This window comes from Chryseobacterium sediminis, from assembly GCF_008386505.1.
GTDB lineage: Bacteria > Bacteroidota > Bacteroidia > Flavobacteriales > Weeksellaceae > Chryseobacterium > Chryseobacterium sediminis.
In genome coordinates this window covers 257,798-271,866 of sequence record NZ_VUNZ01000002.1, presented here as the reverse complement: position 1 = coordinate 271,866, position 14,069 = coordinate 257,798, and the positions used below count along the sequence as shown (strand labels likewise).

Sequence of the window (14,069 nt, the reverse complement as noted above, 5' to 3'; positions counted from 1 at the left end):
TAAGAGTGCCTAACTTTTTATGGTTCTTTCTGAAGAACTACAAATGCGGGGAAGTGGTCGCTGTAGCCTCCTGTAAACTGGTCTCCATTCCAGGATCTGAAAGGGTAACCTTTATAATTTCCTTCTTTATTGACTAAATAAGCCGGTGCGAAAATTTCTGTTTTGTATACAGAATATTCTTTAGTTACCTGATCTGAAATTACATTTTTAGAAACAATAATCTGATCAAAAAGATTTGGTGCATCCTGATAGGCAAGAGATGCCACGCCTTTCTTGTATAAAGGATACATCAGATTCAGGTATGGTGTTTCTTCACTTAGATCTTTAGGTGCAGCCTGAGCTTTCAGGTGGTTTTTTAGACTTGGGCTTACAGGGTCATCATTAAAGTCACCCATTGCAAAAAGCTTCGTAGTTGGGTCTGCAGCTCTTATGCTGTCCATCTGTTGTTTCAATAAAGCGGCGGCAGCATTTCTCTTAGGTAAGGAAATTGCTTCGCCTCCTCTTCTTGATGGCCAGTGGTTCATAAAAAATGCCACCTTTTCATTATCTAGAAACCCTGTTACAACAAGGATATCTCTCGTATATTCTCTTCTTCCGTTGTCACCGTATATTTTCAGCTCTTTTTTTAATGAATTAGTAGGGGTAAATCTTCTTTTCTGATAGATCAATGCAACGTCAATTCCTCTGTAGTCATAAGAGTTGTAATGAATGATTCCATAATCATATTTCTTTAAAGCAGGTTCGTTGATCAGATCCTGAATGACCTGTCTGTTTTCAACCTCAATTAAACCCACTACTGCAGGAGCCGTTTTTGTATACTGTGCCCCCATTTCAGAAATTACTTTGGCTTCGTTGGCCAATTTAGCTTTATAAATCTTTGTGCCGTAGTTCTTTGCGCTTTTTGGGGTAAATTCCTCAGAACCACCTTGTTCTCTTACTACTTTTTTACCAATTAAAGCACCATCGCTCCATGGTCCGTCATATTTTTCAGCTTCTAGAAGTTTGATAGAATCTATAGGAATACTTCTGTGAAAAGCGGGATTTTTAATGTCTTTGGTTCCATCAATATAATCCGCTGAACGGATAGTGTCCCAAAGGTTTTCTACGTTTAAAAAACCTACGGTAGCTACTTTTCTCAGTTTTCCTTGTTGCTGTGAAAATGCCATGATCGAAATAATGATGGCAAACAGACTCGAAAATCTCTTCATCTTCTTTGAGTTATTATTAATACTATTTAATTTACAAATTTACTTTTTTTAATTCACTACGTTTTAAATATTTGTAAATTTAAAAGCAATTATCTCAGTATCATTTACATAATGATTCTTAAAAGCTTGCAGTGTTAAGGAAAAATATTGTTAAAAAAGTTTTGAATTATAAAATTTGATTAAATTTGTGCCCCCAACTTTTAAACTGTTGAAAATTAACAAGAAAAGTATTAAAAAATAAATATACTCATGATTAAAAAACTATCATTAATCTCTTTATTTACTTTGCTGCCTGCTTCATATTATTATGCGCAGACAACAGTGTTTGCGTATCTTAAGGATGCGGAAGGAAAGCCTGTTGAGCAAGCAAATGTAGATTTAAAAGGAGCAGGAAATGATGCAACGGCAGACAAAATCGGTTATTTCCAATTTACTGACTTGATGCCAGGGCATTATCAAATTATGGTTACAAAGCCGAATTTTGAAACTAAAATTTTTGAATTTGACGTAACTACTAATGAGAAGAGAAAAGATCTTGGAGTAATTACTCTTTATTCTGCATTGAATGGTGCAGATCAGGGTTTAGCTATTGTGGAGGATTCCGGAGAAAGTGATGGTGGCGGCGCACAGCAAACGGCAACAGTAGGCTTACTGCAGTCTTCTCAGGATGTATTCAACAGAATTGCAAGTTTCGATTTAGGACCATACTGGTTCCGCCCAAGAGGAATTGATAGCAGAACAGGTGAGAATATGATCAACGGGATTTCTATGGCTGCTGCAGATAACGGAGATGTAGATTTCAGTACCTGGGGAGGATTGAACGAAATCACCCGTTATCCGGAAATTGCGGCTAATCATGCACCTTCAGAATATGCTTTCGGAGGTACTACCGGAGTATTTTATAAGAATACTAAAGCCAGCGAGTACAGAAAAGGAAGTCAGCTGACATACTCCCTGACCAATAGAAACTATACTAACAGACTATCTTACAGATTCTCTTCCGGAATGAACAAGAACGGATGGGCATTTACAGGAATGATTGCAAGAAGATGGGCACAGGAAGGGATTCAGGATGGTACTGCTTATGATGCATACAGTGGGTATCTTGGTATTGAGAAGAAATTCAGTGACAGCCATACGATGACTTTAAATGCCATCGGTTCTAAATATGAGAGAAGTTCTTCAAGTCCAAGTACTCAGGAAGTCTATGATTTCAGAGGAGTTCATTACAATTCATATTGGGGATGGCAAAACGGAGATAAAAGAAATGAGAGGGTAAAAAGAGGTTTCCAGCCGATGATTCAATTGCAGGACTTCTGGAAAATCAATAAAAACTCTCAGCTATGGACCTCTGTTTCTTACCAGTTTGGTAAAGAATACAGTTCAAGACTGGATTGGTACAGAGCTAATAACCCGTCTCCAACCTATTACCGTAATTTACCAAGCTATTGGTTAAACTATACAAATCCGTCTCCGGAACAAGCTGCTAATATCGGAATTACAAGAGACTGGTGGACCAATGATGATCAGTCGCATACTCAGATCAACTGGGATAATCTTTATAATGCCAACAGAAACGTAGAGTACAATGCTATGCTTGGGGGCAGAAGAGCTGCGTATTTTCTTGTAGATGACGTAAAAGATGATAAAGTATGGAATGTGGCTACCCACTATACTTATAATTTTAGTGATACATCCCGTTTTATTTTAAACTTATCTTATCAAAACTACAGATCTGAACAGTACAGAGAAGTAAACGATCTTTTAGGTGCTGATTTTGCCCTGAATATGGACCCGTTTGCATCCAATACTACTGCAGGAAGCGTTTGGGGTAAATTCAATACTAGAGAAAGTGATACTGATGTTGCCAAAAGAGAAGGTGACAAAATTGGGTACAGCTATATTTTCAGAAGACAGGAATTTAAAGTAAATCCTGCTTTCAAATTTTCAACAGGGAAATTTGATGTTTTTATTTCAGGATTATTCGGATATACTACGAACAGCAGAGAAGGTTTATTCCAACACTACCTATATGAATCTTCATACGGAAAAGGAGCAGACCAAAACTTCTGGAATGCAGGTGTTAAAGGTCAGGTTACCTATAAAATCAACGGTAGAAACTTCCTGGTTTATAACGGAGCTTACTTTTCACAGTCTCCATTCTTAAATGATATTTATTTTAATACAAGAGTAAGCGGTGTTACAACTCCGGGAATCAAGAACGTTGTTGTTGATGCCAACGATTTAAGTTATGTAATTTCTACTCCGATTGTTAAACTTAGATTGACAGGTTACCTTGTTAATACTCAAAATGAAACAAGTGTACAGAGATATTTCGCACAGGGAGTTAAACTAACAACTCTTACGGAAAGCGGTGATCAGACCCCTGTTCAGGATGGTGCTTTCATTACACAGGTATTGGCAGGTGCTAACAAAAGAAATATGGGTATTGAGCTTGGAGCGCAGGTGAAAGTTACTCCTACTTTGACAGCCAGCGGATTATTAAGTGTAGGACAATATACTTATACCAATAACCCTACCGTTTATTTTGCATCTGATGCTGTAGGAACGTTCAGAGAACTTGACGGAAACGGAAATATCGTATCAAGATCTTATACCAACATGGGAGAGGCTACTCTTAAAAACTACAGACAAGGAGGAACACCTCAGGAGGCATACACGTTAGGTCTTCGTTACAGCAGTCCCAAATACTGGTGGGTAGGAGCTACATGGAATTATTTCGGACATTCGTTCCTTGATCCGTCTCCGGTAACCAGAACAGAAAGATTCTATACAAACCCTAATACACCGGGAGTCCCTTATGATGACGTAACTTCGGAAGAGCTTGCAAGAATTCTGGCTCCAACAAAATTACCTTCAGCGTTCTTCTTCAATGTGAATGCAGGTAAATCCTGGATGATCGGTAAATATTATGTATTGGTGTCTGCATCTGTAAATAACATCCTTAATAACAGAAACTTTATTACAGGTGGATTTGAGCAGACGAGAAACGTTAATTATACTGACTATGCTAATGACTATGACAGCGGAAACATGGTATTCGCTCCTAAATATTGGTATAATCAGGGTAGATCTTATTTTGTTAACCTTCAATTCAGATTCTAAAAAACTAAAATTAAAAATCGAAAACAATGAAAAATATATATTTTAAAGCAGCGATCTTTACGGCCATTTCAATGCTGGCATTCTCGTCTTGTGTAAAAACCGATGATTATGAGGTGCCGGAAATCAAGTGTACTAACAAATTTGCGGCAGCTAATCACCAGTTATCTGAGATTACAACCATTGCAAAAGCAAAACCGGGTGAAGCTGATATCATTAAAGAAGATTTCATCGTAGAAGCTTACGTTTCTTCAAGTGATGAATCCGGAAATCTTTACAAAATGATGTTCCTTCAGGATAAGCCTGAAAACCCAACACAAGGTATTGAAATTGATATCGACGGAGGGAACCAGTATCTTGATTACCCAGTAGGAGCTTTAGTAAGAATCAATCTAAAAGGATTGATCGTTCAAGGTGTTAACGGAAACATTAAAGTAGGTTCTTATGATCCTAACTATCCTATCGGTAGAATCAACCCAAATAAAGTTTCTAATTACATGGCAAGAGTTTGCGACGGACAGAAGCCTGTAGTAGCTGTAATGAAACCATTAGAGTTCAACTTTATCTCTGATGCTCTTAAAAATGGTGCGCACATTAACCAGCTTGTAAAAATCAAAAACGTTCAGTTTGAAGAACCTGAATTGACAAAGAATTTTGCTGATGAATCAGCTACAGGTGACCGTTATATTACAGATAAAAAAGCAGGAAGGTTAGATCTTCGTTTCAGTAACTATTCAACTTTTGGGAAATCTCCGATCGCTCCTAAATATGAAAAAAGTGGTGATATCGTTCTTGTTTTGAGCCGTTTTACAAGTTCAAGTAATACAACGGTTTTTACAGATCAGGCTTATATAAGAGATCTTAATGATATTAACTTCCCGAACGCCAGATTTACCCCAGGTGAGCCGGAACTTCCATCTGCCAATGCAGTAAATCTTTTCCCGAGCTCTGATTTTGAAAACTGGCCATCTTTCCTGTCAAGTTTAAATAGCTTTGGACTTATGCCTTATGCATCTCAAGGCACTGGTTTGGGGTATAACGGTACAAATTCCCTTCAGATTAAAGGTACACCTGCCAATAATGACTATGTATTTACAGCGAATGCTGCATCAGGAGTACCAGCCACTCCGAAGAGAATTACAATGTATATCAAAGGGACTGCATCAGGAAAATCACTTTCTTTCAATGTATATAGAGCAACACCACTAGCTCCTAATACGTCTGCCTTCTATACATTCAATTTAGGAACATTCTCTACAGGTGCCACTTTAAGTCCGGAAAGTACGAATTCATATACAGGATCTATCAATACAAACGGACAATGGAGGCTGATTGAGCTTACCCTTACAGGTCTTAACGATCTTAACACTACTTCTGGAAAAACTATGTTTGCCCTGAAAACAGGAAAAGACGGAATATACGATCTTCAGATTGACAATATCAAAATTGAATAATACATCGGAATAGAATATATTTCTGATAAACTTAAACAACTCGGGCGGCTCATATGAGCCGCCCGAGTTGTTTTATACGAGGTTTTATTTTCGTTTACTTAACCGTAATTGTTGGATCCCAGTAAAAGTAACCGTACAAAATCTGTTTGTTACTGTCATTCGGGTCTAAAATGTAAAGTCCAAACTGTACATAGAAGTTCTCTTTTCCAGTAGATCTTACTTTTGAGTCAATACTGGCAAAGCTGATATCTGCAGAGGTGGCAGGAAGGCCGTTTAAAGAATTTACATCTGGTACAGCAGCTTGCTTTCTTCTGACAGAATTGTATACGAAATTATTAAAAACCTGATCTCCTGACCAGTATTTAATATTATAAATAATAACTGCGTCATCCGAATTCTGATAGATTGAAGTTCCTCTGAATGAAACTGTATCTCCGGCTCTTGCGCTGAAGTTTAAGTCAGCAGAACCTTGTCCGGAAATAGCGTTAGCATTGGAAACAATCATATGCTGGCTGTTATGGTCAATTCCTACAGGCTTATTTGGATCCGTACTGGGGTTTTTATAATTTGCTCGTACATAATCCGTGTCAATTACAATCAGGACATCTATTGCCTGACTCGATGATTTAAGTGTTACGTCGTCCATGATATTTGGTTTTAGTTTGGTGTTTCTTACTCATTTGGCTTTTCAGATTCTGCCCCGTTATTAAAGTGATTACGGCTTCACGTTGTGGTTGTAATTACAATACAAATGTACATTGCTGAAATTGAATTTGTTACGGTGTAAATGCTGAAATTGATGATTAAGTATTTGTACGTAATTAATCTCTTTTGCGTGATTTGTTTTTGATTTAGAAAAAAAATACCCTGAAAAGTTTTACTTTCCAGGGTACCCATTTTATAATGGTTAAATCTAATTCACGTTAAAAAGAAACCTCATTCACTTCTTTTCCTCTTTGAAAGTTCATTGTTTTCTGGCTGCCTTTGTAGGCAATGTTCACCAGATTGATCTGCTTAGGAAAAGCGCTTAAAAGGATCGTATTTTTAATCTTTAAGGTATTGATATCTGAAACGCCTCCGGTTTCAAAATATACCCATACAGTTTCTCCACTGACCTGACTTCCCGTGAAGGTTATCGTTTTAGGAGCCCCATTGACAAATACATCAAAATTATTGTTCACATATTTTTTTACCTCTGCTTCAAATCCAGCCGTGTTGGGGTTGATCTTGATTGCATCAGAGATGTGGCTTGTATTCATTTTTGTGGTAAACTTCAATGTCTTGCTTCCATCAACATAATCCACTTTGGTCATTGAAGAGAAAAAGTCTACATACATAAAACTCATTAACACAAAAAATGTTAAAATTCCTGATATATATAAAAGTTTTTTCATCTTAATTAATAGATTTACAATCATACTTGTTAGTTATAAGTCACAAATAATATGCCAATTAAAAATTTACATTCACAGAATATTTATCATAAAAGGCTTTAATATGTGCTACAGCCTCGTCAGCGGTATCTACCACACGATAAAGATCCAAATCATCTTCAGCAATCATTCCTTCTTTCAACAAAGTTGCCTTGAACCAGTCTAACAATCCTCCCCAGAATTCACTTCCAACCAGAACAATTGGAAATTTTCCTATTTTATTGGTTTGAATAAGAGTCATCGCTTCAGTAAGCTCATCCAATGTCCCAAAACCGCCCGGCATTACTACAAACCCCTGAGAATATTTTACAAACATTACTTTTCTCACGAAAAAGTAATCAAAATTCATAGAGTAGGATTTATTGATATACGGATTAAAATGCTGTTCAAAAGGAAGATCAATATTGAGTCCGATAGATTTTCCTTTAGCATTGAAGGCTCCTTTGTTTCCGGCTTCCATGACACCTGGGCCACCACCGGTAATAATTCCGAAGCCTATTTTGGTGATCTTTTCCGCAATATCTACGGCCATTTCATAATATTTGTTCTCCGGCTTCAGTCGGGCAGAACCAAATATAGAAACACATGGACCAATCTTGGCCAGTTTTTCATAACCATCCACAAATTCAGCCATGACCTTGAAGACCATCCAGCTGTCTTTGGCGATTGTTTCGTCCCAGGTTTTCTGTCTGAAACTGTTATGTAGTTTTGTTTCGTTAATGTCAAGTTCCGGATTTACTAAACTTTCATCCCTAGTTCCATCAATTTCCATTGCAAAATTTATTTAAAATGTTTTTCGGCTTCTGTTACAGATGAAGGTCTTCCGACGTCGATAAGAATACTGTTGTGTACAAAACCGTGTATATGCTCGGTCTGCATAAGGTCCAGATATTCTTCCATAACAGAAAATTTGCCTGTTCTTTTTATTTTTCCGAAGATCGTAGGATTAATACAATGAATTCCGCTAAAAGCAAGAGCTTTAAAGCCTTTGTTGAACTCTGCCAGCCTTTGTTCTCCAGTCTGTACATTCAGCCAGCCTCTCAAAACCATTTCATCATTGAAAAGGAGTTTTCTCGAGCTTTCTCTGTCGGAAACTGCTAAAGTAGCAAAATCTTTTATCTTTTTGTGGTATTCCACCAATGCATTGATGTCCAGGTCGGTGAGGATATCCGCATTCATGATTAAAAAATCTTCTCCATGATCTAGAAATTTTCTCGCAAAAATCAAGCCACCTCCTGTTTCAAGAAGTTCGTTGGTTTCATCAGAGATTTCAATCCTGCATCCGAAATTATCGTTTTTATGTAAGAAATCAACAATCTGATCTCCAAAATGATGAATGTTAATCACAAAATCCTTTATTCCGAAACTTTTCAGGTAAGTGATGTTTCTTTCCAGAAGCGGAATCTCGTTTACTTTTGCTAATGCTTTCGGATGGTGATCTGTAAACGGTTTAAGTCTGGTGCCTTTTCCTGCTGCGAAAATTAGAGCTTTCATTTTTTATAATTGATAAATGATAGTTGATGAATGATAAACTTTTACAATTAATAAATGATATTAAAATTACAGTGGTAAATTAATCATTTATCAATCATCGCTTATCATTTATGAGTTGAGTTGTGGTTGTTCATCGTGATGAAGGGTGATCTGGGTTCCTTCAGGATATTTTTCCTGGATAAATTCAGCGATTTTTATAGCGGAGTATACTGATCTGTGCTGTCCGCCTGTACATCCGAAGTTGATCTGCAGATGCTCAAATCCTCTTTCAAGGTAGTTATCGATATTGATAGAAACCAGGGATTTTACCAATTCTAAAAACTTTGGCATTTCCGTTTTTGTTTCCAGGTATTCCTGAACTCCAATGTCATTTCCGGTCTGAATTTTATATTCTTCAATTCTTCCGGGATTTAAAATTCCACGGCAGTCAAAAGCGAAGCCTCCGCCATTTCCGGAATTGTCTTTAGGAATTCCTCCTTTCTTGTATGAAAAACTGTGTATCTCGATGTGTAGCATATTCTTTTTAATTTTTTTAAACCGTTAAGGCTTATTTAGTTTTCTTAATGGTTTAAATTTATAAATTCCTCAATTTTTTGCTTTGCTCTGTCTGATGTCAGCTGCTGAATTACCTTTTTCAGTTCAGGGTAATCATTCATTTGTTCCCATGAGTCGGCAAATTGCGTAATATTTTGAATTCCTTTTTTCAAACTGGCCATAAAATGCTGTTTTCTCTGAATCAGCCCCCGGAATCCGTAGGCTCCCAAAACCTGAAGAAATCTCATCATCTGAATAGGCTTCACCGCATCTTTTAGTTGAATCCTTGTTTCAGGATTTTCAAACTGCTGAATATAAAATTCCAGCATTTCCTGTTTGAAGTCTTCAGTGAAGTTGGCTTTAGCCTGAAAAAGAAAAGAAATGACGTCGTACATTAGCGGACCTTTCATTGCAGACTGGTAATCGATGAAAGAAACTTCATTCTTTTCATTTACCATAATATTTCTTGCCTGAAAATCACGGATCATAATTCCTTTAGGCTCAATGTTTTCAATGAGTAAAGCAATCTTTTTGAATTCCTTTAAAAGGGTTGATTTGTTGTATTCAAGCTCCAGAAAATCAGCCACAAAGTTTTTAAAATAATAAAGATCATGAATCACAGGAAGTTCATCATAACTTTCATATTCAAAGGTTTTTGAAAAATCAATTTTTTCCTGTGTCTGCATCTGTAATTGGAAAAGCCTCTCCAATGTCTGCTGTACCAAAGATCTTACAGTAGCAGATTGCTGTTCTTTTGTAATGACCTCCGAAAGGGTGTATCGTCCCAAAAATTCCTGGATGTACATTTTTCTGTCATCAGAAACAGCAAGAATAGAGGGTGTATTGAGTTTTAAATTTGAAAATACCTCAGAATAGTATAGGAAACTTTCATTTTCAGGAATATTTTCATTGTACGTGATGATGTATTTTTCAGAGCCGGCAGTGGCCAGAAAATTTACCCTCGCAGAACCGCTTTGAGCTAATGTGACGAATTCGGAAGATTTTTTACCTAAATGGTTTTCAAAAAATCGTTTTGCGTTTTCAGAAGTCATAATATGGAAACAAATATACTAAATTAACATGAGTTGGGGATTATAGTTTAAAGAAGTGAAAATGTGAAGGGAAGAGGATATTATGATGAAGGTATGAAAGAAGTGTTGAATATTTATTTTACTGAGTGTTTTAAAGAAAATCTTTAAGCATTATGTCCCATAATCGAAAGATGTGGTGGGTGTTTTTTAAGTTTCTTTATTCAAATTCAGGATATTACAGGCTAATTTTTATCTTTGCAGAATGCTGAAAGACTTTAAACCTGTTTTAGGTATCTTATTGCGTTTCATTATTATTTATCTGGTACTGCTTTTTGCGTATCAGTACTACCTGAATAGTGGTAAGGACTCCGGGCTGGATTCTTTTTCAAGAATAATTGCCAATCAGGTGGCTGCTTTGCAGAACAGTATAGGTTATCCTACGGAACTTTATGATGATGTGAAGAATGAGCAGGTTTGGTTTTATGTAAAACAACGGTATGAGACGAGAATGGTGGAAGGCTGCAATGCTGTTTCTGTTATCATTCTGTTTGTCTCTTTCGTTTTTGCTTTTTATAAAGGAATGAAAACCTTTGTCTTTGTTGGGGCAGGTTTGATTATACTGTATATCATGAATCTTCTGAGAATCGTAGGATTGAATATTGTCATGACAGATCATAAGGAGTACGGTAAAATGTTCCATGATTTTATTTTTCCTGCCATTATTTATGGAACTGTCGTTGTACTTTGGCTGGTCTGGATTAAATTTTTTGCGTTAAAACATGAAAATTCTTAACTGGCTTCTGGTGATTGCAGGAATCTGCGGATTGATAGGGGTAAGGGTTCTGGAGGATACTCTTTTTTATGATCCTTTCCTTGGTTACTTCCATGAAGCGAATAAAAACATTGCATTCCCAGAATTTGAATGGGGAAAACTGATCGGCGGACATCTGTTTAGATTTGTTTTAAATCTTTTGTTTTCCTGTCTGATTATTTATGGTTTTTTTAAAAACAAACAATGGACATTACAAGGGCTTGTAATGATGGTTATCGTGTTTATGATCTCTCTGCCGATTTACCTGTATTGTATTCATGATAAATTTGAAGTAGGCTATCTTTTTTCTTTTTATATGAGGAGGTTTGTGATACAGCCTTTGATTATTCTACTGATTGTCCCGATGTTTTATTATAGAAAACAGATGATGGATAAAGAGGGCAGATAAGTGAATTTCTCTATTATACGGTATGTTTATCTACACTGGTTACATTTTCCGGAGTCCATTCTACTCGTTTGATAAAATCTTTTTCGCGGACAGGGCAGTCTTTAATCTGACAAACCGGACAAGAGATAGGTTTACAGTCATCCATATGAAAATTGAACTCAATACTGCGTTTCATGTTTTTAGCAAGGAGTTTAATTACCTTTTCCATCTCATTATGGGCATCACGAAGATCATAGTACCACGGAAGGGTAATGTGGGCATCAATATGTAAGGAAGAACCGAATTGCTGTATTTTCATATTATGTACATCAATCCATTCTATTTGTCTGTTTCCTTCAAGGATTCTAATAACCTGATTTAATATTTCAGGATCCTGCTCATCCATAATACCACTTAAAGATTTACGGACGATTTTATAGCCTACGAAGATGATATAAAGCCCAAATGATAACGCTACTGCTGAATCCAGCCAATAAATTTTAGTAAAATAAACAATCACTAAACTGACAACTACTCCTAATGTGGTAATGGTATCAGACTGAAGATGTTTACCGGATGAAATAAGAACCAGAGAATTCTCTCTTTCTCCTTTTTTTATTGAAATGTATCCTAACAAATAATTGATAATTGCAGTGGCAGCAATAATCCATATCCCAAGATCTATTTTACTCAGGGTTTTTCCTACAATAAGGCTATGAATCCCTTCATAAATAATCATAATACCGGCAATAGCGATAAGAGCCCCTTCAATACCGGAAGTCACAAATTCTACTTTTCCGTGGCCGTATGGATGGTCTTCATCTTTAGGCTTAGCGGCAAGATGGAGTGAATAAAGCCCCATGAATGCACTAATAACATTGACGATACTTTCCATGGCATCAGAAAATACAGCATCAGAATTGGTGAGTTTCCAGGCAATAATCTTTCCGATAAAAAGGATAATTCCAAACATTGCGATAAGCTTTTGGAATCCTATTTTCTCTTTGTGGGCATTTTTCTGGGTATTCATATTTGAGTTTGATAAAAAAAAGAATCTCAATTTTGAGACTCTTTTTTATTTTGTTAGTTTATACTAAGTTGTTTGCTACAAGGTATTCTGCAATTTGTACAGCGTTTGTTGCTGCTCCTTTCCTCAGGTTGTCTGCAACAATCCAGAGGTTGAGCGTTTTAGGCTGTGACAGATCTCTTCTGATCCTTCCTACGAAGACTTCATCTTTTCCTTCCGAATATAAAGGCATCGGGTAGTGGTTGTTTTTCACATCATCCATTACGATTACGCCAGGAGTTTCAGATAAGATTTTTCTTACTTCATCCAGTTCAAATTCATTTTCAAATTCAATATTTACACTTTCAGAATGTCCTCCCTGAATCGGAACTCTTACTGCTGTTGCTGTCAGGTTGAAGGTATCGTCTCCTAAAATTTTCTTAGGCTCCTTCATCAGTTTGATTTCTTCTTTGGTATAATCATCATCAGCAAATACATCACAGTGTGGCAATGCATTTTTGAAAATCTGATAAGGATATACTTTCGCGACAGAATCATCGCCGCTGATTTCACCATTTAATTGGTCTACAGCAGCTTTCCCTGTTCCTGTTACAGACTGGTAAGTAGAAACAATTACTCTTTTTAAATCATATTTTTTGTTCAAAGGTCCCAGAACCATTACCAATTGAATGGTAGAACAGTTCGGATTTGCAATGATTTTATCTTCTTTTGTCAAAACATCAGCATTGATTTCAGGAACTACTAATTTTTTATCAGGGTCCATTCTCCATGCTGAAGAATTATCAATTACTGTGATTCCTGCTTCTGCAAACAAAGGAGCAAATTCAAGAGAAGTAGAACCACCTGCAGAGAAGATTGCAATATCCGGTTTGGCAGCTATAGCGTCCTTCATGCTTACGATGGTAAATTCCTTCTGTTTATACTTCACCTTCTTGCCTACAGATCTTTCGGATGCTACCGGGATTAATTCTGTTACAGGGAAGTTTCTCTCCTCCAAAACTTTAAGCATAACTTGTCCAACCATTCCTGTTGAACCTACTACAGCTACTTTCATTGATTTAATTAAAAATTTAAGATTAAACTATTTATAAATTATAACACATATAATTTCTTTATCTTTTTTAAGCTCCAAAGACTCTTGTCCAAGGGAACGCGAATGCAAATAAACCTACTGCAATCAATCCCATAATTACTACTCCAAGAGAAATAGTATCATTAGATTTTACTTTTTTGTTAACGATTGTCATCAAAACTGCTGCAATAAGCATAGAGAATGGATGTTCAACATATTGGAATCTCAATGCTGCATTTTTCATTACTTCTCCCATGTTTAATCCTTTGCTGAAAGTGGTGATCAACATAATGATTCCTAATAAAAACTGAACGTGGAAGAAAATCATCGTGAAAAGAGTAGTCTTCTTCAAAAATTTGTTCACTTTTCCACTGAAACCAAACATGGTTGCTAAAAGTGCAATGATGAATAATGTTACCAAAAGAATTTCAAGATACCCGAAACCTTTGTGGGCATTAAGTAAAATGTTGTAAAAATCCATAATCCTATTTTTT

At 36.4% G+C, this 14,069-nt stretch carries 14 protein-coding genes; 4 read left to right on the top strand and 10 right to left on the bottom strand.

From position 1 onward, the window contains the following. Positions 1-17: 17 nt before the first annotated feature. Positions 18-1,208 (bottom strand): endonuclease/exonuclease/phosphatase family protein, encoded by a 1,191-nt coding sequence (locus FW780_RS13300; RefSeq protein ID WP_149834034.1) that lies wholly within the window; start codon positions 1,206-1,208, stop codon positions 18-20. Positions 1,209-1,457: 249 nt separating this feature from the next. On the opposite strand from FW780_RS13300, the gene FW780_RS13295 reads away from it, so the two are divergent. Both FW780_RS13295 and FW780_RS13290 read left to right on the top strand, forming a co-directional pair. Next, on the top strand, positions 1,458-4,334 hold the full coding sequence (locus tag FW780_RS13295; RefSeq protein WP_149834033.1) for a carboxypeptidase-like regulatory domain-containing protein: 2,877 nt from the start codon (positions 1,458-1,460) through the stop codon (positions 4,332-4,334). A gap of 26 nt (positions 4,335-4,360) precedes the next feature. Continuing rightward, positions 4,361-5,785, top strand: coding sequence for a DUF5689 domain-containing protein (locus tag FW780_RS13290; protein WP_149834032.1), 1,425 nt, complete (start codon positions 4,361-4,363; stop codon positions 5,783-5,785). Between the two features lie 94 nt (positions 5,786-5,879). Here the strand turns inward: FW780_RS13290 and FW780_RS13285 are convergent, their stop codons facing one another. The 6 genes from FW780_RS13285 to FW780_RS13260 form a co-directional block, all read right to left on the bottom strand. Continuing rightward, positions 5,880-6,431, bottom strand: coding sequence for an inclusion body family protein (locus tag FW780_RS13285; RefSeq protein ID WP_149834031.1), 552 nt, complete (start codon positions 6,429-6,431; stop codon positions 5,880-5,882). A 277-nt stretch (positions 6,432-6,708) separates the two neighbouring features. Then, the gene (locus FW780_RS13280) at positions 6,709-7,179 is read right to left on the bottom strand and encodes a DUF6702 family protein (protein WP_228408605.1); all 471 of its coding nucleotides are present in this window, start codon (positions 7,177-7,179) and stop codon (positions 6,709-6,711) included. Between the two features lie 58 nt (positions 7,180-7,237). After that, a complete protein-coding gene (locus tag FW780_RS13275) occupies positions 7,238-7,990 on the bottom strand; it encodes an LOG family protein (RefSeq protein ID WP_052186347.1) in 753 nt (250 codons plus the stop codon). Positions 7,991-7,998: 8 nt separating this feature from the next. Continuing rightward, positions 7,999-8,712 carry a nucleotidyltransferase family protein gene (locus FW780_RS13270; RefSeq protein ID WP_149834030.1) on the bottom strand — a complete coding sequence of 238 codons (714 nt, stop codon included), beginning with the start codon at positions 8,710-8,712 and terminating at the stop codon, positions 7,999-8,001. A gap of 108 nt (positions 8,713-8,820) precedes the next feature. After that, positions 8,821-9,228, bottom strand: coding sequence for a RapZ C-terminal domain-containing protein (locus FW780_RS13265; RefSeq protein ID WP_149834029.1), 408 nt, complete (start codon positions 9,226-9,228; stop codon positions 8,821-8,823). A gap of 44 nt (positions 9,229-9,272) precedes the next feature. Next, the gene (locus FW780_RS13260; protein ID WP_149834028.1) at positions 9,273-10,298 is read right to left on the bottom strand and encodes an aminoglycoside phosphotransferase family protein; all 1,026 of its coding nucleotides are present in this window, start codon (positions 10,296-10,298) and stop codon (positions 9,273-9,275) included. 241 nt (positions 10,299-10,539) lie between these two features. Here FW780_RS13260 and xrtF point away from each other — a divergent pair, with 241 nt between their 5' ends. Together xrtF and FW780_RS13250 are read left to right on the top strand one after the other, a co-directional pair. After that, entirely contained in the window at positions 10,540-11,070 is a 531-nt protein-coding gene (xrtF, locus tag FW780_RS13255) for an exosortase family protein XrtF (protein WP_149834027.1), read from the top strand. Beyond that, positions 11,057-11,497, top strand: a complete 441-nt coding sequence (locus FW780_RS13250; protein ID WP_149834026.1) for an exosortase F system-associated membrane protein — start codon at positions 11,057-11,059, stop codon at positions 11,495-11,497. Before xrtF ends, FW780_RS13250 begins: the two co-directional genes overlap by 14 nt. 13 nt (positions 11,498-11,510) lie before the next feature. Here the strand turns inward: FW780_RS13250 and FW780_RS13245 are convergent, their stop codons facing one another. The 3 genes from FW780_RS13245 to FW780_RS13235 all read right to left on the bottom strand — a co-directional run bounded on the left by FW780_RS13245 (position 11,511) and on the right by FW780_RS13235 (position 14,056). Further along, positions 11,511-12,506 carry a cation diffusion facilitator family transporter gene (locus FW780_RS13245; protein WP_149834025.1) on the bottom strand — a complete coding sequence of 332 codons (996 nt, stop codon included), beginning with the start codon at positions 12,504-12,506 and terminating at the stop codon, positions 11,511-11,513. 58 nt (positions 12,507-12,564) lie between these two features. Further along, entirely contained in the window at positions 12,565-13,557 is a 993-nt protein-coding gene (locus FW780_RS13240; protein WP_149834024.1) for an aspartate-semialdehyde dehydrogenase, read from the bottom strand. 67 nt (positions 13,558-13,624) lie between these two features. Continuing rightward, positions 13,625-14,056, bottom strand: coding sequence for a hypothetical protein (locus FW780_RS13235; protein ID WP_089692819.1), 432 nt, complete (start codon positions 14,054-14,056; stop codon positions 13,625-13,627). Positions 14,057-14,069 lie beyond the last annotated feature (13 nt).

Coding starts and splice junctions, on each gene's coding strand:
- FW780_RS13240 (WP_149834024.1), bottom strand. CDS start 13,557: ATGAAAGTAGCTGTAGTAGGTTCAACAGGAATGGTTGGACAAGTTATG.
- FW780_RS13245 (WP_149834025.1), bottom strand. CDS start 12,506: ATGAATACCCAGAAAAATGCCCACAAAGAGAAAATAGGATTCCAAAAG.
- FW780_RS13250 (WP_149834026.1), top strand. CDS start 11,057: ATGAAAATTCTTAACTGGCTTCTGGTGATTGCAGGAATCTGCGGATTG.
- FW780_RS13280 (WP_228408605.1), bottom strand. CDS start 7,179: ATGAAAAAACTTTTATATATATCAGGAATTTTAACATTTTTTGTGTTA.
- xrtF (WP_149834027.1), top strand. CDS start 10,540: ATGCTGAAAGACTTTAAACCTGTTTTAGGTATCTTATTGCGTTTCATT.
- FW780_RS13260 (WP_149834028.1), bottom strand. CDS start 10,298: ATGACTTCTGAAAACGCAAAACGATTTTTTGAAAACCATTTAGGTAAA.
- FW780_RS13300 (WP_149834034.1), bottom strand. CDS start 1,208: ATGAAGAGATTTTCGAGTCTGTTTGCCATCATTATTTCGATCATGGCA.
- FW780_RS13275 (WP_052186347.1), bottom strand. CDS start 7,990: ATGGAAATTGATGGAACTAGGGATGAAAGTTTAGTAAATCCGGAACTT.
- FW780_RS13265 (WP_149834029.1), bottom strand. CDS start 9,228: ATGCTACACATCGAGATACACAGTTTTTCATACAAGAAAGGAGGAATT.
- FW780_RS13290 (WP_149834032.1), top strand. CDS start 4,361: ATGAAAAATATATATTTTAAAGCAGCGATCTTTACGGCCATTTCAATG.
- FW780_RS13285 (WP_149834031.1), bottom strand. CDS start 6,431: ATGGACGACGTAACACTTAAATCATCGAGTCAGGCAATAGATGTCCTG.
- FW780_RS13270 (WP_149834030.1), bottom strand. CDS start 8,712: ATGAAAGCTCTAATTTTCGCAGCAGGAAAAGGCACCAGACTTAAACCG.
- FW780_RS13295 (WP_149834033.1), top strand. CDS start 1,458: ATGATTAAAAAACTATCATTAATCTCTTTATTTACTTTGCTGCCTGCT.
- FW780_RS13235 (WP_089692819.1), bottom strand. CDS start 14,056: ATGGATTTTTACAACATTTTACTTAATGCCCACAAAGGTTTCGGGTAT.